This is a genomic window from Ralstonia pickettii, assembly GCF_030582395.1.
Lineage (GTDB): Bacteria > Pseudomonadota > Gammaproteobacteria > Burkholderiales > Burkholderiaceae > Ralstonia > Ralstonia pickettii_D.
The window spans coordinates 442,842-462,652 of sequence record NZ_CP104382.1 but is presented as its reverse complement, the minus strand read 5'-3'; the positions used below and the strand labels follow the sequence as shown (position 1 = coordinate 462,652).

Annotated in this window: 21 protein-coding genes; 6 read left to right on the top strand and 15 right to left on the bottom strand. The window is 64.7% G+C overall.

All coding sequences use genetic code 11. The annotated features are described in order from the left end of the window. The first annotated feature begins 5 nt into the window (after positions 1-5). On the top strand, positions 6-1,052 hold the full coding sequence (locus N5B55_RS18885; protein WP_304541136.1) for a sensor domain-containing diguanylate cyclase: 1,047 nt from the start codon (positions 6-8) through the stop codon (positions 1,050-1,052). A gap of 1 nt (position 1,053) precedes the next feature. Here N5B55_RS18885 and speD read toward each other — a convergent pair whose 3' ends face one another. The 5 genes from speD to N5B55_RS18860 form a co-directional block, all read right to left on the bottom strand. Next, positions 1,054-1,479, bottom strand: a complete 426-nt coding sequence (gene speD, locus N5B55_RS18880; protein WP_116575242.1) for an adenosylmethionine decarboxylase — start codon at positions 1,477-1,479, stop codon at positions 1,054-1,056. Beyond that, complete coding sequence (locus N5B55_RS18875; RefSeq protein ID WP_039375299.1) at positions 1,476-1,661, bottom strand: hypothetical protein; 186 nt, start codon at positions 1,659-1,661, stop codon at positions 1,476-1,478. Before N5B55_RS18875 ends, speD begins: the two co-directional genes overlap by 4 nt. Next, complete coding sequence (locus N5B55_RS18870) at positions 1,658-3,106, bottom strand: DUF4178 domain-containing protein (RefSeq protein ID WP_304541131.1); 1,449 nt, start codon at positions 3,104-3,106, stop codon at positions 1,658-1,660. Before N5B55_RS18870 ends, N5B55_RS18875 begins: the two co-directional genes overlap by 4 nt. 88 nt (positions 3,107-3,194) lie before the next feature. Further along, entirely contained in the window at positions 3,195-4,244 is a 1,050-nt protein-coding gene (locus tag N5B55_RS18865; protein ID WP_304541129.1) for an SPFH domain-containing protein, read from the bottom strand. A gap of 49 nt (positions 4,245-4,293) precedes the next feature. Further along, complete coding sequence (locus tag N5B55_RS18860; RefSeq protein ID WP_009240530.1) at positions 4,294-4,692, bottom strand: DUF350 domain-containing protein; 399 nt, start codon at positions 4,690-4,692, stop codon at positions 4,294-4,296. A 177-nt stretch (positions 4,693-4,869) separates the two neighbouring features. On the opposite strand from N5B55_RS18860, the gene N5B55_RS18855 reads away from it, so the two are divergent. Continuing rightward, positions 4,870-6,447, top strand: coding sequence for a polyamine aminopropyltransferase (locus N5B55_RS18855; protein WP_304541123.1), 1,578 nt, complete (start codon positions 4,870-4,872; stop codon positions 6,445-6,447). A gap of 13 nt (positions 6,448-6,460) precedes the next feature. Beyond that, positions 6,461-8,083 carry an NAD(P)/FAD-dependent oxidoreductase gene (locus N5B55_RS18850; protein WP_304541121.1) on the top strand — a complete coding sequence of 541 codons (1,623 nt, stop codon included), beginning with the start codon at positions 6,461-6,463 and terminating at the stop codon, positions 8,081-8,083. A gap of 23 nt (positions 8,084-8,106) precedes the next feature. On the opposite strand, the gene N5B55_RS18845 is transcribed toward N5B55_RS18850, so the two are convergent. Together N5B55_RS18845 and N5B55_RS18840 are read right to left on the bottom strand one after the other, a co-directional pair. Next, positions 8,107-8,379 carry a hypothetical protein gene (locus N5B55_RS18845; protein ID WP_065854408.1) on the bottom strand — a complete coding sequence of 91 codons (273 nt, stop codon included), beginning with the start codon at positions 8,377-8,379 and terminating at the stop codon, positions 8,107-8,109. Between the two features lie 426 nt (positions 8,380-8,805). Beyond that, positions 8,806-9,516 carry a dienelactone hydrolase family protein gene (locus N5B55_RS18840; RefSeq protein ID WP_304541118.1) on the bottom strand — a complete coding sequence of 237 codons (711 nt, stop codon included), beginning with the start codon at positions 9,514-9,516 and terminating at the stop codon, positions 8,806-8,808. Positions 9,517-9,698: 182 nt separating this feature from the next. Here N5B55_RS18840 and N5B55_RS18835 point away from each other — a divergent pair, with 182 nt between their 5' ends. Further along, on the top strand, positions 9,699-10,061 hold the full coding sequence (locus N5B55_RS18835) for a DUF1304 domain-containing protein (RefSeq protein WP_304541116.1): 363 nt from the start codon (positions 9,699-9,701) through the stop codon (positions 10,059-10,061). Between the two features lie 17 nt (positions 10,062-10,078). Here N5B55_RS18835 and N5B55_RS18830 read toward each other — a convergent pair whose 3' ends face one another. The 4 genes from N5B55_RS18830 to N5B55_RS18815 all read right to left on the bottom strand — a co-directional run bounded on the left by N5B55_RS18830 (position 10,079) and on the right by N5B55_RS18815 (position 13,502). Next, positions 10,079-10,633, bottom strand: a complete 555-nt coding sequence (locus N5B55_RS18830) for a BON domain-containing protein (RefSeq protein WP_304541114.1) — start codon at positions 10,631-10,633, stop codon at positions 10,079-10,081. A 74-nt stretch (positions 10,634-10,707) separates the two neighbouring features. After that, complete coding sequence (locus N5B55_RS18825; protein WP_304541112.1) at positions 10,708-11,493, bottom strand: hypothetical protein; 786 nt, start codon at positions 11,491-11,493, stop codon at positions 10,708-10,710. Between the two features lie 123 nt (positions 11,494-11,616). Continuing rightward, positions 11,617-12,507 (bottom strand): NmrA family NAD(P)-binding protein, encoded by an 891-nt coding sequence (locus N5B55_RS18820; protein ID WP_304541110.1) that lies wholly within the window; start codon positions 12,505-12,507, stop codon positions 11,617-11,619. A gap of 95 nt (positions 12,508-12,602) precedes the next feature. Then, positions 12,603-13,502: an AraC family transcriptional regulator gene (locus tag N5B55_RS18815; RefSeq protein WP_304541108.1), complete on the bottom strand. Its 900-nt coding sequence runs from the start codon at positions 13,500-13,502 to the stop codon at positions 12,603-12,605. 226 nt (positions 13,503-13,728) lie between these two features. Here N5B55_RS18815 and N5B55_RS18810 point away from each other — a divergent pair, with 226 nt between their 5' ends. After that, on the top strand, positions 13,729-13,992 hold the full coding sequence (locus tag N5B55_RS18810; protein ID WP_004627644.1) for a cupin domain-containing protein: 264 nt from the start codon (positions 13,729-13,731) through the stop codon (positions 13,990-13,992). Positions 13,993-14,001: 9 nt separating this feature from the next. On the opposite strand, the gene N5B55_RS18805 is transcribed toward N5B55_RS18810, so the two are convergent. The 3 genes from N5B55_RS18805 to N5B55_RS18795 all read right to left on the bottom strand — a co-directional run bounded on the left by N5B55_RS18805 (position 14,002) and on the right by N5B55_RS18795 (position 17,396). Next, positions 14,002-15,165: an alkane 1-monooxygenase gene (locus tag N5B55_RS18805; RefSeq protein WP_304541105.1), complete on the bottom strand. Its 1,164-nt coding sequence runs from the start codon at positions 15,163-15,165 to the stop codon at positions 14,002-14,004. A gap of 310 nt (positions 15,166-15,475) precedes the next feature. Continuing rightward, entirely contained in the window at positions 15,476-16,288 is an 813-nt protein-coding gene (locus tag N5B55_RS18800) for an alpha/beta fold hydrolase (RefSeq protein WP_065854395.1), read from the bottom strand. Between the two features lie 7 nt (positions 16,289-16,295). After that, entirely contained in the window at positions 16,296-17,396 is a 1,101-nt protein-coding gene (locus N5B55_RS18795; RefSeq protein WP_004627649.1) for a branched-chain amino acid aminotransferase, read from the bottom strand. A 365-nt stretch (positions 17,397-17,761) separates the two neighbouring features. Between N5B55_RS18795 and N5B55_RS18790 the strand changes: the two genes are divergently transcribed. Beyond that, the gene (locus N5B55_RS18790; protein WP_304541097.1) at positions 17,762-18,193 is read left to right on the top strand and encodes a hypothetical protein; all 432 of its coding nucleotides are present in this window, start codon (positions 17,762-17,764) and stop codon (positions 18,191-18,193) included. A gap of 126 nt (positions 18,194-18,319) precedes the next feature. Here the strand turns inward: N5B55_RS18790 and mdtD are convergent, their stop codons facing one another. Then, on the bottom strand, positions 18,320-19,738 hold the full coding sequence (gene mdtD / locus N5B55_RS18785; RefSeq protein ID WP_304541095.1) for a multidrug transporter subunit MdtD: 1,419 nt from the start codon (positions 19,736-19,738) through the stop codon (positions 18,320-18,322). Between the last annotated feature and the right edge of the window lie 73 nt (positions 19,739-19,811).

Sequence of the window (19,811 nt, the reverse complement as noted above, 5' to 3'; positions counted from 1 at the left end):
TGCGCATGAAACCCGCTCCCATTCCGAAGAACGAACGCGAACGTCTTGCCTCGCTGCAAGACATGCTGTTGCTCTCCACACCTGACGAGGAGTTGTTCGACCGCGTCACGCGCACGACCAAGCGCGTGTTCGACGCCCCGATCGTGCTCGTGTCGCTCATTGACGCCCAGCGTCAATGGTTCAAATCCTGCATCGGTTTGGACATGCGCGAGACCGGACGCGACATCTCGTTCTGCGGCCATGCAGTGGCCGAAGACGAGATGCTCGTCATTCCCGACACCAAGGCCGACCCGCGCTTTGCCGACAACCCGCTGGTGACCGGCGCGCCGCATATCCGCTTCTATGCGGGGCGCCCGGTCAGGAACCTGGCTGGCTACCCCGTCGGCACGCTCTGCGTGATCGACCAGAAGCCACGGCCGTTTGAACAGGCCGAGCGCGAGTTGCTCGATGATCTGGCCAGTTGGGTCGAATCTGGATTTCGCGAGCGCGAACTCAGTGAAACGCAGCGCTCCATCCTGACCGAGCTGCAGGTTGCGCGTCACGAAAGCCTGACCGATCCGATGCTGGGCATCTGGAACCGGCGCGCTGCGATGGAGCTGCTCACGCGCGAATGCGGCCACGCGATGCGCTACGGGCAGCCGCTTTCATTGCTGGTGGTGGACGTTGACCACTTCAAGCGCGTGAACGATACGTACGGCCACCCCGCAGGCGATGCAGTCCTGGTTGAGATCGCACGCAAGCTGCGCGTGAATGCGCGTCCCGTCGATGCGGTCGGCCGCTACGGCGGCGAGGAATTCCTGGTGCTGCTGCCTGACACGACCACAACGCAGGCCACCGGCATTGCGGAACGACTGCGCAGCGCGGTGGAGTCCTTGGAGATCCCCACCCCGGACGCCAACATCCGCTGCACCATCAGCGTGGGCCTGGCAAGCTGCGAGCAGGGGCAGAACCCATGCACGCCCACCGACCTCATCATGCGCGCCGATGCGGCGCTGCTGGCCGCCAAACGGCTGGGGCGCAATCGCGTGATATTCGACGGCCAGCCGGTGTAGATCAGTTTGACGCAGGCTCCGCGCCGCGGCGGGCGACGCGCACATCCACCCGCTGCGGCGCCAACGCCTGCTCGAACACCGCGCGCGCGGCATGCGTCGTGCCGGTACCGCACATGAAGGCATCGATGGCTGCAAAGCCGTGCTCGGGCCAGGTGTGGATGGAAAGATGCGATTCAGCGAGCAGCAACACGCCTGTGACGCCGCCCTGCTCACCCGCGGGCAACCCTGCGCGCACAGAATCAAAGCGATGCAGATGCGCATGCAGGATGGTGGCGCCGAGCGCGCTTGCGGCATCGCGTAGCGCCTTTTCCAGTGCAGCCGCGTCGCGCAGCAGCGCTGGCGCCACGCCGTAAAGATCGAGCAGAAGGTGCTCGCCCACGGCGCCTGCCGCCTCCTCCGACGACAGCGCTGCGTCGGTGCGCGTCACTTGTGGCCCCCGCTGAAGCCGCCGCCATAACCGCTACCGCCGGAAGAGCCGCCCCAATAAGACGATCCGCCCGTGCTGCTGCCGTACGACGGCGTGCGCGGCGCGGCAAAGCCGGCCTTCCAGTCCATATAGGTCGCACCAATCACCACCGCCACGGCGTAGAGAACGAACCAGTTCTTCATTCTCCACCCCCGATCTTGGCCACCAGCCACGCAGGCACCAGCAACAGCAACGCCGCAAAGAACGTGATACCGAATACCGAACCCGGCGCCATGAAGAACGGTACGAGGTTCAGCAGGCCGAGCAGCACGCACGCGACCACCGCCACCGTCATGTAGTTCGACGACGAAGCCTTGGCCGGCTCAGCCACCACCTTGCCGAACCATGCCTTGATCTGCGCGGCGCTGACAGGCGTGCTCTTGGACCACGTCAACTCATGCGCATCGCTCTCCGCTGCCAGGCTCTCCTGGCCCGCGGTGTATTCGACAACGCGCGTCTGGTCGCCCGATTGGACACGCCAATTGAAGGCGCCGGCGGCATAGGTCACGCGCGCGGTGTAATCCTCGTCGCGAGCGTAGACCTTGCCGTCGAGCACCGCGGTACGGCTGTCGCTCCGGGTGGGCCAGCGGTCGAGCACGTTCGCGCGGAACCAGCCGTCGTCCGTTTCCACCATCCAGCTGAAACCGCGCTTGGGGGTGTACAGCAAATATTCAAACCATTCGCCGCCGCCGTCGACCACCGTGCGGCGCATCACGCCGATCACCTGCCATTGCAGGCCATCGATGAGCGCTTTGTCGCCCAGTTCCAGCGTGGTGGCTACCTGCGGGACCGAGCGTGCGCGCGCGATGACGTCGCCGCGGGGCGTGGCCGCATCGATGCCCGCGCCGCAACTGGGGCAGAGCACATGGCCCGTCACGCCGGGGCTGAACGGGATCGACGTACCGCACTGCGGGCAGTCGAGATTCGTGAGCTTGCCCGGGACGCGGCCTGCGGTCTCCTTGATCTCGGCGTCGGTGCGCAGAAGCTGGCACTTGAGCACCTCGAGCGTGGTGGCTTCACCCACGTAGAGCGTCGGTGCTGTACCGTCGGAGTAGTCCAGCGTGATGAAAGCGTCTTCGCGGCGGCCGTCGGCTACGCGCGCATGCCAGCCCTCGCCAACGCGAAACGGCAATTCGCCCTGGCCGCCAGTGCAATCGGCTTCGCGCAGGTCGGACAGCGTGAATTGCGTGCCCTCGGCGTCGTACAGTTGCCCCGGGCGCAACGCCTCAAATGCGACCGCATTGGCCGGCGTGCCGCGTGCGAACGTCATGGTCACCTGCCCGGATGCTTCGGCCAGCCAGCCGTCGGTGCCGTCGTCGAACAGCACGTACCACTCGTTCCAGAAGCCCGCGTCATAGCGCAACTGGATGCGGCCAACCACGGTGAACGCCTTGTTCTTGTAGCGCCCGGTGGTGCCGATCTGCACGCGCGCGTAGTCCTCGAGCACGGCAGACATCTTGCCGATGTCGGAAAGCGTCTCGCCGTCGCGCAGCAACGTGCTCTTGCAGAAGCTGCACACCGCCATGACGGCAGCTGCAGACTTCAGTTCCACCGGCGCGCCACACGCCGGGCAGTTGGCATGAAACATGGTCAGGTCGTTCGATTGCGCGAAAAATGGCGCAGAAAAACGGGCGGCTTGCGGTGCCGCCCGGTCATCCGATCAGCGGGGCCGAGGGTCAGCCTCCGGTCAGCGCCTTCAGCACGGCAGCCTTGCCGGCATCAAAGTCCGCTTGCGTGATGAGGCCCTTGTCGAGCAGTTCCTTGAGCTTGGCCAGGCGTGCCGAGGGGTCGTCCGCTGCCGGAGCAGCTGGGACGGCGGCGGCAGATTGCGCTGCAGGAGCTGCCGCACCGCCAGGGTTGCCCTGCACAGCGGTACGCAGGCTGTCGGCCATCGCCTGGCCCATTGCCAGCCCTGCCGCCAAACCCGCACCCGTACCGGCGATGCCGCCTTCGTTGCGTGCCGCCAGCGGCAGCGATTCGGCCGTCTGATATTGCGTGAAGCGCTGCATGTCGCCGGTCATGTCCATGCTGATGCGGCGATCCAGTGCGGCCTGCAGTTCGTCCGGCAGCGTGACGCTGGACACCTGGAAGCTGTCGAGCGCCAGACCGTACTGCGTGAACTGCGGCAGCAGCGCCTCGCGCACCTTGTTCGACATCAGCATCTGGTTGGCGGCCAGGTCCAGGAACGGCACGCCGGATTCGCCAAACGCGGTCGCCATCGCGCCCATGATGACGGGGCCCAGCTGCGCCTCGACGTCATCCACGGTGTAGATGTCGCGCGTGCCGCTCACCTGCTGGTAGAACAGCTTCGGGTCGGCCACGTGGTAGGCGTACACGCCAAACGCGCGCAGGCGGATCATGCCGAAATCCTTGTCGCGCACCGTCACGGGCTGCGGCGTGCCCCAGCGGCGGCCGAGCTGCTGGCGCGTGCTGAAGTAGTAGACGTCGGACTTGAAGGGGGACTCGAACAGCTTGTCCCAGTTCTTCAGGTACGTGAGAACGGGCAGCGTCTGCGTGGTCAGCTTGAAGGTACCGGCGCTGAACACGTCGGCGATCTGGCCTTCGTTGACGAACATCGCCATCTGCGAGTCGCGCACGACCAGGGTGCCGCCGTTCTGGATTTCCATGTCCTGCATCGGATAGCGCCAGGCGAGCACGCCGTCCTCGCTCTCCGTCCATTGCAGGATGTCGATGAACTGCTTCTTGATGAAACTGGACAGGCTCACAGCAAACTCCTTCGCGATGATTCGCGGGGCAGGAACAATCAGGACAAGGTCAGGACAGGCACGCCGCGTTGATCACGCCAACGGCCAGCGCGCTCACGCCAAACAGCATACCGGCGGCGATGTTGTTGTGCTCGATCTGCAGGCGGTAATCCGGCATCAGCCGCGTGAGCACCAGGAAGACGATCAGTTGCACCACCGACGCCATCACCGCCCAGAACAGGAACGGCACCAGGCCATCGGCATGCGTGATGCTCGACGCGATGGTCAGCACGAACCCTAGCAGCGCCCCGGCCAGCGACAGCGCCGCCGCGATATTGCCTTCGCGGATCAGCTTGAACTCGTCATACGGCGTCAGGCGCAGGTAGACGAAGAAGAAACCGGAAAACACCACGGCGCCCGCCAGCAGGTGCGAGGCATAGGCGATCACGGAAGCGGTCATGTCAGGCATGGGAAGGGGCCGTGCAGTACATAGGTGGCGCCACTATAGCGGCTGATTCGCCGCTTGCGTACCCCCCGATGCAGCCATGCAGCAGCCGACTCGCAGGCTGGGAAAAAAGGCGGCACAATCGCGCTCGCCTCGGCATCCGCCGTTTGTTAACGCCCCTTCATTTTCCACCTTCGCAGCATGTCGACGCCGCAGCCTGACGCCACATACGAACCCACGCAGCCTGCCGGCCGCAGCAATGCCCTGCTGGTCCTCGCCGTCTTCGTGGTTGCCTCGTGCGGGCTCGCGTACGAATTGATTGCCGGGGCATTGGCTTCGTACCTGCTGGGCGATTCCATCCTGCAGTTCTCTTCCATCATCGGCGCCTATCTGTTTGCCATGGGCATCGGCTCATGGCTCTCGCGCTACGTGGCGGACGACGCGCTGCTCGCCCGCTTTGTCGATCTGGAATTGTTGGTCGGGCTGTTTGGCGGCGTATCCGCTGCGGCGCTGTTTGCGTTGTTTGCGCTGGAATCGGCGCCGTTCCGCTTGGTGCTGTACGCGCTGGTCACGGTGATCGGCGTGCTGGTGGGCATGGAGATACCGCTGGTGATGCGCATGCTGCATCGGCGGCAAGCCAAGTTCTCCGATCTCGTCAGCCGCGTGCTGACGTTCGATTACCTGGGTGCGCTGGCGGTGTCGCTGCTGTTTCCGCTGGTGCTGGCGCCGCGCCTCGGGCTGGTGCGCACCGGTTTCCTGTTCGGCCTGTTCAATACGGCGATTGCGGTCTGGACGCTGTGGCACTTCCGCGCCGAGCTGGCGCTCACGGCCCGCATGCGTACGGCGATGGCGTGGCGCGCAGGCGCAGTGGCAGCGGCATTGCTGGCGGGCTTTGGCGCATCGGACAAGCTTACGCATTGGTCGGAACGCGCGCTCTTTGGCGACGAGATCATCCATGCGATTTCCTCGCCGTATCAGCGGCTGGTGGTGACGCGCTGGAAAGACGACCTGCGCCTGTATATCAATGGCAATCTGCAGTTTTCCTCGCGCGACGAATATCGCTATCACGAGGCGCTGGTGCTGCCTGCACTGGAATCCGTGCGTGGTGCGCGGCGCGTGCTGGTGCTGGGCGGCGGCGACGGCCTCGCACTGCGGCAGATCCTGAAATACCCGCAAATCGAGCACGTCACGCTGGTCGACCTGGACCCGCGCATGACGAGCCTGTTCTCGCACGCCGAGGCACTGGTCGCGCTCAACCAGCATGCGTTCAGCGACCCGCGCGTGACGGTGGTCAATGCCGATGCAGCGCAATGGATGCAAACCGCCACCGACATGTTCGACGTGGCCATCGTCGATTTTCCGGACCCGTCCAACTTCAGCATCGGCAAGCTGTATTCGGTGCCGTTCTACCGGCTGCTGTCGCGCCATGTGGCGGATACGGGCCTGGTTGTCATTCAAGCCACGTCGCCTTATTTCGCGCCGCGTTCGTACTGGTGCGTGGATGCGACGCTGAAGGAAGCCGGTTACCGCACGTGGCCGTACCACGCGCTGGTGCCATCCTTTGGCGAATGGGGCTTCATCCTGGCCGCACCGGGCCGCGCGGATTTCCAGCCACCCACGTCGTATCGCGTGTCAACGCGCTTCCTGGACGCCGACACAACGCACCAGATGTTCAGCTTCGCGCCCGACATGCCGCGCCCGCAGGTGGAACCGAACCGGCTGAACAACCAATCGCTGGTGCGGTATTTCGAAGAAGACTGGCACGGCGTGCTGCGCTGATGGCCGGCACATCATGAACAGCAGACGCAGCTTTCTGGTGGGTGCAGCCGCGGCCGGTGTGGCTGCGGCGGGTGCCGCTTCGTGGGCAGGCTTTCGCGCCTTTACCGAAATCACGCCCAACGTGCGCATGCCCGGCCAGGCTGCGGGCCATCGGCTGCGCGACCTGCGCGCGCTGCCGCGACCATCGGAAACGCGGCGCGTGCGCGTTGCCATTTGCGGCAGCGGCATCGGCGGGTTGAGCTGTGCGTGGCGACTGGCAAAAAGCGGCCGGCGCGACGCGGTGGTCGTAGAAGGCCCAGAGCGCTATGGCAATGCGGCTGGCGGCGCCTTCGGTACGCAGCGCTTCCCGACCGGTGCGCATTACCTGCCACTGCCGTCGATGGAATCGACGCACGTGCGAGAGATGTTGGCCGACTTTGGCGTCATCGAGCGCGACCCGTTTGCCCTGCGCCCGACGTACGACGAACGCGTGCTCGTTCACGCGCCCGATGAACGCCTGTGGCTCGGAAATCGCTGGCAAGACGGCTTCGTGCCGCACGAGGGCATTTCCGAGGCGGAACGCTCGGAGCACACCAGGTTCTTCGCCCACATCGACCGGCTGCGCCAGACCACCGGTGCCGACGGCCGCCGCGTCTTTGCCGTGCCGACGGCGCTCTCGTCCGCAGACCCAGCGTGGCGCGCGCTCGATGCACTCACCTTCCGCGACTGGCTGCACCGCGAGGGCTACCGCGCCGCCACGCTGCACTGGTATGCCGATTACTGCTGCCGCGACGATTACGGCGCCACGGCGGATCATGTTTCCGCCTGGGCCGGCATCGCCTATTTCGCCAGCCGCGGCGGCATGGCGAGCAATGCGGAACAAGGCACCGTGCTCACCTGGGCCGAAGGGCTGGACTGGATGGCCAAGCGGCTGTTCGAAGCCGCCGGATTGAACGAACCGGGCCGTTTGCTACCGGGCAGCGCCGCGCGCATCGGCACGACGAACGAGGCCGGCGCACGCGTCTTCGCCGATGTGCTGCAAGCGGATGGCCGCGTCGTTCGGCTGCTGGCCGATCACGTGGTCAGCGCGATGCCGCTGCACGTTGCCAAACACATCGTCGACGGCTTTGACGTGCCCGCCGCCGAGTTGCCCGAAACCGCACCGTGGCTGCTCGCCAACCTGCTCATCGACGGCTTTCCGCCCGAACACGACGACACGCCGCTGGCGTGGGACAACGTGGTGTATCGCGGCACGGGGTTGGGTTATGTGGTGGCCAATCATCAGGACATTCGTGTCGGGCCACCCGCGCAGAGCGTGTTCACCGCCTACGTGGCGCTGTCGGACATGACACCCAAGGCGGCGCGTGAATGGCTGCTGAAGGCATCGCCGCAAGCACTGCTCGATCGCGCGCTGGCCGATCTCGATACGGTGTACGGCATCCGCCTGCGCACGCAGATCCGCCGGGCCGACCTGACGCTACGCGGCCATGCGATGGCGATTCCCACACCCGGGTTCCTCTCTCGACCGGGCATTGCGCGCCTGCGTGAAAGCGCCGGGCCGGTCCACTACGCGCATGCGGACCTGTCCGGCTATTCCGTCTTTGAAGAAGCCGCGTGGTGGGGGGATCGCGCGGCGCTGCGCATTCTGGGCGGCTGATTGCCCGCGCCGCCGCAGGGCATCTAACGCAACCGTTCGACCTCGGCCATCAGTTCCCACGTGGCTGGGTCGATATCGCTGCGCTCGAGTGCCAGTGACAGGTATGCCCCGATCATGTCGACAAACCCGCGCGCAAATGCGGGGGGATATGCGCTGCCGGTGTACTGCATCAGTTGCTGCCGTAGCAGGCGCGGCCGATGCTGCCCGAACTCGCGCACATAGGCCTGCGTTCGGCAGAGGAAGGCGCGCGCTTCCAGCGCACCGTCAAGGTAGATACGGCGTTTGGTGAGTGTCATTGGCGGCCTCCGGTTCGCAACGGAACGGGGCACAGCCAAGGTGGAGAGGGAAAAGACGCGGGGCGACGCCCGCCGAACACAACAGTCATGGAGCCTCCTACGGATAGCAAAAGGCCCGACTAATCGCTGCTAAACGAGGGTGGCGGGCCCGACGACAGGGTTAGCAGACCGGCCCGTAGGACGCCGGCGACCCGAAGGTCCCCTGCCCGGCCCGCCGTGGTACAAGCGTGCGCGAGCACGGACGTAAAAAAGCCGCACGAGGCGGCCGTCCGGCCATACGGTAAGAATAGGCTGCTAAACCCAGCTGCCGTTGGTGCGGCAGCGCCGTGAATTATAGCGGCGGCAACAGCGCAGCCCACATGCGAAATTGCAGCATTTCGTGAGCGCGCCGTACCGCCAAACCCGCCGTCCTGTGTGCGCTTACCCTTAACGCGGCCAGAGCGTGCGGCCGAAGAACGTCAGCGCGCGGTCCCACGCATGTTCGGCCCACACCGGGTCGTATTGCGTGATGGCGATGCGGTTCTCGCCCACGGCCGTTTCATTGGCGAATGCGTGATGCGCGAGATAACGATGGAAGTCGACATCGACGCCGGCATCGACGAGCTTCTTTTCCAGCGCATCGACGCCCTCGATCTTGAAGGCGGTGTCCTGCGTGCCCCAATGGCCCTGCACCGGCACCTTGATCTTCGAGGCGTCGATGTATTCCAGCGGAGGGTAGCCGTACCAGACCACGCCGGCATCCGCCTCCGGCACGTTGCTCAGCGTCAGGAGCGTCAGCGCACCGCCCATGCAGTAACCCGTCACGCCCACGCGGGCGCAGGTCTGCTTGAGGTATTGCACCGCACCGCGCACATCCTGCGTGGCAGCGTCGCCAAAGTTGAGATTGGTCATCAGGTGGTGCGCTTCCTCCTCTTCCACCGTCATGGTGCCGCGATAGAGATCGGGCACCAGCGCCACGTAGCCCGCGCGCGCGAGGCGGTCGGCCACGCCGCGAATCTGGTCGTTCAAGCCCCACCACTCCTGGATGACAACCACCCCGGGCGCGCCCTCTTCCTTGGCCGGCTTGACCAGATAGCCCTGGAGTTCCTGCCCATCCGGGCGTTTGAACGTGATCATGGATCCTTGCGATGCAGTCATGCGATGGCTCCTCTGCCTGGAACGAAAGCGCACAGCATAGTCCTGGCCGATGAAATTTGCAGCCGGCGCATCGCGGGCAAAGGGGATTGCGCACCGATGCCGCGCTGATACCCCACCATCCGGGTGCAGGCACGCGGCACAAAATCTCTATCATGACGGCACGTTCACTTTTGATGACCGCCATGATCAAAACCCTTGCCCTGCTTGCCTATCTGCTCGTGCTGCTGATCCACGTCTACATCGTCGTACTCGAGATGGTGCTGTGGAAAACGCGCGGCCCCAAGGTATTCCGCATCACCCCGGAGAAAGCCGCCGAAACCGCCGCGATGGCGTCCAACCAAGGCCTGTACAACGGTTTTCTGGTGGCGGCGCTGGTCATCGGGCTGGTCGCGCCAGACCCGGCCATCAACGCTGCGTTTGCGCTGTTCGGGTTGATCTGCGTGGCGGTGGCCGGCATCTGGGGGGCCATCACGGTCAACAAACGGATTCTCTTCGTGCAGACGGTGCCCGCGGCGGCGGCATTGGCGCTGGGGTGGTTCGCCTAAAATGCGGGGCGATCCGCCTACGGTTTAAGCGGCAATGCAGGCGTTTTGACGTTGCCCGGCACCCCCGGGCTGCGGCGAAACAACGCATACGGCACACCGCGCTCGGGGTGTGCCGTCGTCTCGTCGATGAAGCGTTCCACATCGGGCACCTCGCGCAGCGCGGTCATGAACGGCCCCAACGTGTAACCGGGCGCCACGCAGCCCTGCACGAGTATCCAGCGCTGCCATATCGTCACCCACAGCGTGGTGTTCTGCTTCCATCCCGGCACGTGAATGGACATCCATTGCAGACGCCGCTTGGCCGTCTCGGCAATTTCGTCGTCGTAAGAGAACGCGTTGGGCAGGCGGCACCGGCCTTCGACCCAGCAATGGTTGCCGTGCTCGATGCGGTGGTGTGAGTCGCGCTTCCATTCGGCTTCGTTGATGCGCGGGCCGGCAGGCTCAGGGCAGTTGGCGACGCCGGAGGAAATCTGGAAGAACGGATCGTGACCGCGGTTTTGCAGGTCGTCTTCCGCGTGCGCCGCGCACGCCAGCAACAGCATCGCCAGAGCAAGGCGCAAATCGATCGTCATGGCGGCCTCCTTGGCGGACCGGGCGCAATCGGCTGCTGGCAAGCATAGGCGTTGCGGGGCTTAGCGGCCAGGGATCAGCTCAGCGGAATCTCGAAAATCCACTTCAGCGTCCAGCGGTCTGAGGCGCGGGTCAGGCCGCGGCCGATGCCAAAGTTGAAGACGAACGGCTTGCGGTCCACATCGAACGCCAGAAACACCGTGTGCTGCTGTTCATGCAATGGCGCGATGTGGTTGATGGGGCCCAGCCCGGCGTAATACTCCGTGCCGGCGCGCACGCCTGCCGCAACCGTACGCGCAATCTTGAAACTGGGCGCGGCCTCCGGCACACCGCTGCGCCCATCCCCCGAGATGTTCCAATCGAGCACCGGATTGACTGCCCAAAGCCAGCGGTCGTTCTGATACCCATAGATGGGTCGCAGTTCTGCCGCGTTCTGGGATGCCTCAAAGCGGCCTGCCACGTGGGCGAGTTCGACGTTGATGCCTGCAAAGTTCCCTACGCCATCAACCGGGCGCACGGGCATCCATTTCACCCGCACCTTTGGGCCTGTCACGTAGAACGTGTTCTCGCGCGTGAGCGTGGTCGGCACGTAGAGCCCCAGCTCCAGCGAGGGCGTCAGGCCATACGAGAACTCCGCCGTGGCACGCCAGCCGTGCGGTGTCGTGACTTCGCCCGGATAGCTTGGCGTGCCGATGCCGCTGGGCGTGGTGTTGACGTGCAGCTCCAGCCCAAACTCGCCCGGCGCGTTGATGTCACCGGTGTAGACCTGGATCTCATCGGGCAGCACCGCATGCGCCGGCAGCGCCAGTGCCGAAAACACAACCGCCGTTCCAATCGCGCGTGCAACGTGTGCAACCACCATGATGACCTCCGGAGCAATCCCGAGATCATAGTGAGGGGATGGCGTCGTGTGCGAATAACCGGCGGGCGCAGATAGAAATCCGCATAAGAGGCATTCGCATTTGCGCCCGTGGGTTGGGCCCCGTTACCTCGATTTCACATGCGCCGCCAGCATCTCGGCAAACACATCGTGCAGCTCGGTCTTGCCAAAACGCTGCTCCGAAATGCCTTTCTCGACATCGATCTGACCAGCATTGACCGCGTCGTACAGCTCGGTAATGAGCTGCACGTGGTTCGTGCTCAGACCGGCGCGTTGCAGCATCGGCGCCCACGCGGTGCGCGGCACGGCTTCGGCAGCAATCTCGCGGCCGACGACGGCGCTGAATGCGCGTGCCACGTCGACAAGGCTCACGCGGCGCGGCCCTTCCACGCTGATGATGCGCGGCGTTTTGGCCGATGGCCCTTGCAGCAGCAGTTCGGCGGCCAGCTTGCCGACGTCCTGCGTGGCGACCGTCGCAAACGCGCGGTCGAGCGGCTGGTGCAGGCTGGGCAGCCGCCCGGTTGCCAGCATGACGGGCAGCATCGCCGCCCAGTTCTGCACATGCTCCGCTGAACGCAGCAGTGTCAGTTGCGTCGCAAGCGGCTTGAGCCGCTCTTCGAGCAGATGAAACAGCCGCGTCAGACCGGTGCCCCGCTCCAGCTCAGCGCCGTAATCCGACAAGGCCAGCACCGCGGGCGGTGGGTCGGCACGCAACGCACTGGCGGCCACGTCGATCATGCGTTCCATGGTCAAGGCCGGATCAACGTCGCCCACCGGCACTGGACACAACATCTGCACAGCCGTCGCGCCCTTGATGGCGGAAGCAACGGAAGCCGGATCGGTCAGATCAGCCAACGCAATCTCGCAGCCGATTCTGGCCAGCGCTTCGCCTTGCCGCGCACTGCGCACGACCGCCCGCACGGGCCGCCCCGCATTGCGCAGCGCTACGGCGGTCGCGAGCCCGACCTTGCCCGATGCCCCAAAGATGACAAACATGTTCGTGCTCCTCTTAAGTGGGAGGCACGAGCTTAGGCCCGGCCCTCAAACCAAACTTGCAGGAACAGAGGAATTTGGCAGATTCGGTGGATTGACTAACGAGCCGGCGTATCCGCGGTCGCGGCCAACGCCTTGCCGGCGCGGATGATTTCACGCGGCGTGACGCCGAGCAACCGCTGCATCCACTGCGTCATATGGCTCTGGTGCGCAAAGCCCACGTCCAGCGCAATCTGCGACGCACTGCGGCGGCCTTCGAGCAGCAACGCTTTCGCGCGCTCCACCCGGCGCTGCACAACGTAGCGATGCACGGGCACGCCCAGGGTTGCGCGAAACAGCACGTTGAAATGGGGCACGCTCAAACCAGCTTGCGCGGCCAGCTCGGCCAGCGTCAGGCGCGCATGCAGATGGGCTTCGATGTAGTCGATCATGCGCGTGGCCACGTGGGGCGCCAACGTGCCGGCGCGCTCGGCCACCCCGGCGGCACCATCCCGACTACGGCTCAGTAGTCGGACGACCAATGCCGTGCAAAGGCTTTCGGCGTACAACGCATCGGAGGTGTCTTGCGCCTCCAGTTCTTCCCCCAACGCCGCCGCAAGATGGCGCACGCGCGCATCGCGCCATTGCAGACGCGGCGTGATGTCGGCTGGCGCGCCAATCTGTTCGCCGATGCTGCGAACAAACCTGTCGCTGATGGCGATCCGCAGAATCCGGCAGTCCGCATCGTCCGTCCACATGCCGGGCACGCCCGCGGGAATGACGTCCGCATCGCCGTGTGCCTGGATGCGTGAATAGCGGCGGCCATCGCATGCGCAATTCATCCGCACGGGGGCTCCCACATGCACGTTGACGCGATGCTGCGCCATGGCCGGCACCCGGTACGCGCCGGGGCGGATCCCGAGCAGCGTTGCGGCAAAGCCGTCCCAACCAAGCCCGTGGCTGGAGCGCAGGCTGACTGGGGCGGGTTCAAGCAAGGCGAGAGGCGTGATGGCGTTCATGGCAGGTCCGGGAACTCGGTGGCGCCTCGACATTCTGCGCTACCCGGCGCCCTATCGTCGCCATAACAAAGATCAATTAGATTTCATATATCGATAGTCAGATACTTGCCAATGTTGTATTTGGCTCTCCCACAGCCGAATTTCCGACGGCCTCCGGGCCGTCTTTTTATTTCTGCGCGCCGCGCTTATGGTGAAACGGGGCACGCATCACATCGGAGACACGCCAATGGACCGCGACGCATTCGTCAGCGCGTTGAGAGCGGAAGGCTTTACCGAGTTCGTTCTGGTGACGCGAGAGCCGGGTGAGCTGGACACGCACACGCACCCGTTTGAGGCGAAAGCGCTCATCCTGGCCGGCGAAATCCACATCCGCGCAGAAGGGGCGGAGCGCGTCTACCGGCCCGGCGACACGTTTCATCTGGCGGCCAATGCACCGCACACCGAGCGCTACGGCGCGCAGGGTGTGCAGTATCTGGTGGCGCGGCGCTAGCCCGGCAAGTCAGGCGCGCGCCGGAAACTGCGCGAGCACCTTGTCGCGAATCGACGGCTTGATATTCGCCAGCGACATGTTGCCGTTGTAGTGCGCCACCACGCGCGGGTTCATCACCCGGAACCACAGCGGCGGCACATAGGCGATCAGGATCATCGCCGCATAGCCTGCGGGCAATTGCGGCGAATGCTCGAAATGCCGCAATGCCTGGAAAGACCGCGTCGGGTTGGCGTGGTGATCGGCATGCCGCTGCAGTTGATACAGGAACAGGTTCGTCACCACGTGGTTGCTGTTCCACGAATGCTGCGGCGTGCATCGTTCATAGCGGCCGCTGGGCAATTGCTGGCGGCACAGGCCGTAGTGCTCCAGGTAGTTCACCACCTCCAGCAGCGACGCGCCGTAGATGGCCTGGATGATCAGGAACGGCACCGCCTTGAGCCCGACAAACGCGATGCACACACCCCACAGCACCACCGTCATCGCCCAGGCGTTGAGCACATCGTTACGCCAGGACCAGACCGAGTGCCCGTGCTGCTCCAGCCGACGTTTCTCCAACGCCCAGGCCGATTTGACGCTGCCCACCACCGTACGCGGCAGGAACTCCCAGAATGACTCGCCATAGCGGGCGCTTGCCGGATCGGCCGGCGTAGCCACCCGTACATGGTGGCCGCGGTTGTGCTCGACAAAGAAGTGTCCATACGCCACGGGCGCGAGCGTGATCTTGGCCAGCCAGCGCTCGAAGCCGTCGGTCTTGTGACCCAGCTCGTGGGCGGTGTTGATCGAGATGCCCCTCACCACGCCCACCGAAAACGCAAACGCAATGTAGTCGTACCAAACCAGGTCGTTCGTACGCAGCACCCACATCGATACGGCAAAGCTCACGTAAAGCACGGTGGTCGCCAAGTAGACGATGCGGCGGTAGTAACGCTGTTTTTCCAGCGTCGGGACGACGTCTTCGGGCGGGTTGTCTGGGTCGTCGCCAATCAGGAAATCGAGCAACGGGATGATCGTGAACACGATGAATGGCCCCGCCCACCAGAGCGGATGCCAGCCGGTCGCCAGCGCCGAAACGGCCGCGACGATGGGTAGCGTGATGGTCAGTGCGCCGAGCATCCAGAGATAGCGCTTGCCGTCGGTCCATTCCACGGACGCGACCATGCCGGGTGTTGCCATGTGTCTTCCTCCTGTTTTGCCCCACTGGGTGGCTTGGCGTCTGTACGCACATGCGTGCGCCGCCGGGGTCGTGCCCGACATCTGCGTTATAGGCGCAGCAGGAGGAGAGACCAACGCCGGAAACTAGGCGCGAAACTCCAAACAAACGGGCCGCCGGGCAGCCCTCTGAAGGCGGGAAAAAAGCAGGCGATTGAAACGATCGATTTAAAAACGGTCGTTCGATTTTGGTGCGACGCACCTCAATGGATGCTCAAAATAACCGCTGATGCCGGCGCTCAAAGGTGCTGTTGGCGCCGGGGCCCAACGCGGGTCAGGCCAAGGTCGGGAGAAACGTATTGACCGCATCCAGCACGGCGGCTTCCTGCTCCCGATGCGGCACGTGCCCGCAGCGCGGCACCAGCTTGAGCGTGGCGGGCGCCCCGGCCAGCGTGACGATGCGCTCCGGCTGGGCGGTGGAGCCATATTCGTCTTCCGTGCCGTGCAGCGCCAGTACGGGGCTGCGCACGGCAAGCAGCGCGTCGTCGAGGCACCACTGCGCGAATGCCGGAGACAACCACGTATTGACCCACGCATCCAGCACCCATTGCGCCTTGCTGCCGTGGTAACGCTCGAGCCTGCCCATCTGCCCGGGCTCTGCAAACTGTGCCTGGGCGACGCGGATGCCCTCGCGTGTTTGCTCTTCCACAAACGCCTGCGCAGACTCGGTGATCAAGCCGGCGCAGCGGCCCGGATACGCTGCGGCAATCGACACCGCCATGCCGCCGCCGACGCTGTGGCCGAAGACGATAAAGCGGTCCACGCCAAGCCGCTCGGTCAGGGCGGCAAAGCCACCGTACGCTTCCTGCTGAATGAAGCCCGCATCAAGCTGGCCCGGAAAGGCGTCGGACCGGCCGAAGCCAAGCCGGTCGTAAGCGATGACTGCATGTCCGGTCGACTGCGCCAGGCGCTGCGGAAAATCACGCCACAGCGCGACGCAGCCGAGCGAATCGTGCAGCAGCACGATCGGCGGTTTTGCGGCATCGCCGACCGGGCCGCCCCATTGCCTGGCATAGAGACGACCATCGGGTGTGCTGATCCAGGCTTCGGTACCGTCAACGGACGGCGCGGAAAGCGATTCGGCCATCCCCGGCTCAGAACAGGCGGTCGAGCCAGCCGTGCGGGTCCGGTGCGCGGCCGTTCTGCAGATCGACCAGCGCCGCCTTCAGCTTCGTCGTCAGCTCACCCGCCTTGCCATCGCCGATGGTGAAGTTGTGCTTGTGACCCTTGACCTTGCCGATGGGCGTGACGACCGCTGCGGTGCCGCACGCAAAGGCTTCACGCAGGCGACCGCTTTGGGCGTCGGCCTGCCATTGGTCAATGGAATACGGCTCTTCGCGCACGGTCAGGCCCATGCCCCGCGCCAACGTAATCAGCGAATCGCGCGTGATGCCCGGCAGGATCGTGCCAGTCAGCGGCGGCGTCTGCAGCGAACCGTCATCGAAGACGAAGAACACGTTCATACCGCCCAGCTCTTCGATCCACTTGCGCTCCACCGCGTCGAGGAAGACGACCTGGTCGCAGCCCTCGCGGGTGGCCTCAGCTTGAGCGACCAGGCTGGCGGCGTAGTTGCCGCCGCACTTGGCCTCGCCCGTACCGCCCGGTGCCGCGCGCGTGTAGTTGTCCGACACCCAGATCGTGACGCCCGACGATGCGTCGCCCTTGAAGTACGCGCCCACGGGGCAGGCAATCACGCAGAACAGGTATTCGGCCGAAGGCTTCACGCCGAGGACCACTTCGGTGGCGATCATGAACGGACGCAGGTACAGCGCGGAGCCCTGGCCCGACGGAATCCAGTCGCGATCGAGCTTGACCAACTCGCGCACGGCTTGCAGGAAGAGGTCTTCGGGCAGCGCGGGCATCGCCAGGCGCTTGGCGGAGTTCTGGAACCGGCGCGCGTTGGCTTCCGGGCGGAACAGCGCACCGCCGCCGTCCGGCAGACGGTAGGCCTTCATGCCCTCGAAGATTTCCTGCGCGTAATGCAGCACCAGCGTGGACGGATCGCACTGGATCGGGCCATGCGCGCCGATTTTGGCGTCGTGCCAGCCCTTGCCTTCCGTGTAGCGGATGGTGGCCATGTGATCCGTGAAGACGCGGCCGAAAGCGGGGTTTTCCAGCAGGCGTGCCCGCTCTTCCGCCGGAACAGGGTTCGGGCGCTTCTCGATCGAAATAGCCGATTCGACAACGTTGTTCATACCGTCTCCAAGAGTGCGAGGGGCGCAAAATGCCCAAACCGCTATTTTGCGCCAACGGCGATGCAATTTGGTGGCGTATTGACGCACACGCGGTATTGCAGGCGGCGGAAAAGCCATGCGCCCGGCAGGCGCCCTATGGCTTGAGCGGCCTTGGCGGAGCGGCTGAAAAGCCGCCTTGCTGACATGGATTCCGCATGGAAATGACGGTAGGGCCATGCATTCGCACGCCCAGAAACTTGATGGCCCGGCATCACCCCTGCGGGACATGGAGCCCTATGGTACGGTTGGCGGAATGAACGTCATGACCCGCCATCCCCTGCTGGTGCACGGCGGCACAGCGGTGCCGCCGGGGAGCGTTGCGCACCATGAGTGATGCGAAACGCGATCCGCGCCGCCTGATCCACGCCGAGAAAGTTGCCGCCAGCCGGGCTTTGCGCCTGAGTGTGCCGGCAGAGGCGCGGCCCGCGCCGGTGAGCCGGAAAGACTGGCTTCGGCAACGGAAGGAACAACTGCAGGCTGCCCGCATTGCCGCCAAACAGCGACGTGACCAACTGAAAGCGGAAATCCTTTCCGCAGCGCAGGAGATTGCGCGCGAAGAGCGGGTGGCCGCGCGACTGGAAGCCGAACGCCTCAAGGCGGAAACGAAGTCCGCGAGCGTGCATGCGAAGGAAGACGCACGTGCTGCAGCCAAGTTCGAGCGGAGAAAGCCGGCCCGCGCATCGTCAAAGCGCAAGACGCTGGGAACGGGAAAACGCAAACTGATCTCCTACGCCGACCTTTTGCGCATGCGTGGATAACCACGCCCACTCTTTTACGGGAAGTTGCTCGCGCCCGCCGCCGCCCTGCCGGAGGCCCTTGCCGTTCCGCGCGCTCAACAACTGGATGACGCGGGATGGAGCCCGCCCACGCCGTGCCCGCCATCGTTAGCGCGCCTGTACAGCGTCGGCTTCTACGTTTTTGGCATGAGCCGGCTCGGGCTTGGCGTCGAGCTTTCTGAAAATCAACGCAGAAAACACGGTGACAACGCCCATGGTGAAGAACGCCAGCCGATACGCCGGCGCCGCCACGCCAAGCTTGATCGAGAAAAGGCTGACAAGCCCGCCCCCGATCGATACACCGAGCCCGATCGCCAGCATCTGCACCATCGAAAACAGGCTGTTGCCGCTGCCGGCATCCTGGTGCGACAGCCCTTTGAGCGTGATGCTGTTCATGGCCGCAAACTGCATCGAATTTGCCCATCCGAACACCGACAGCTGCACGATCGACAGCACCAGCGGCCAGCCCGGCGACATGGCCGCAAACGAGGCGATCGAGACACCAACGACCCACGTGTTGACCTGCAGGAAAACGTCATATCCGAAACGGTTCACGAGGGGGACGACCCAGCGTTTGGCGAGCATGCCGGCAATGGCAATTGGCAATAGCAGCAACCCGGAATGGAATGGCGAATAGCCAAGCTGCAACTGGAACAGCAGCGGCAGCAAAAAGGGCACGGCACCCGAGCCAATGCGGCAGAACAGGTTGCCGACGAGCCCAATGCTGAAGTTCGGTTCGCGAAACAGCGCAAGCTGGAATAGCGGCGCCACACGCCGCCTCGCGTGCGGAATATAGAGCAGCGCACTGACCACGCTCACGGCGATCAACACCGCGCTCCACGGGCTGTGCGTGCCATTTTCAAGCGCCAGCGAAAACGCCACCATGCACAGCGACAGCAATCCGCAGCCGAGCCAGTCGAATGGCGCCACCGCACGCACGGCGTCGTGCGGCAGATAGCGCCGTACCGCGAACAAGCCTACGAAACCCACCGGCACGTTGATCAGGAAAATCCAGTGCCACGAGACATCCTGCACGAGCCAGCCGCCAAGAGCCGGCCCCAGGAGCGGGCCCACCTGCCCCGCCACCGACACGAAGGCCAATGCCGCGATGTACTGCTCGCCCGGAATATTGCGCAACACGGCCAGCCGGCCGATCGGCAACAGCATCGAGCCACCAATCCCCTGCAGCACGCGCGCGACCACCAGTTGGCACAACGTGTGCGCCGTTGCACAGAACACAGACCCCAGAACGAAGATGAGGATCGCGGTGAAATAGACGCGCCGCGTGCCGAACTTGTCCGCCAGCCATCCCGATGCCGGCGTCAACATCGCCATGGTGAGCGTGTAGGCCACCACCACTGATTTCAGGTCGAGCGGTTTTTCGCCCAGGCTGCGCGCCATTGACGGCAGGGCTGTATTGACGATGGTCGTGTCCAGCGCCTGCATGAAGAAGCCGGCAAAGACGATCCAAAGCATGGCGGTTTGCGAAGCGCTCTGCGGCGCGGCGGGGGCTGAAGCGGTCTGCATGTGAATCCTGGAATGCCTGTCCGGAAAGCGCCGGACATCCACTCGCAATGCTACCGATGAGGGGCCAATCGGG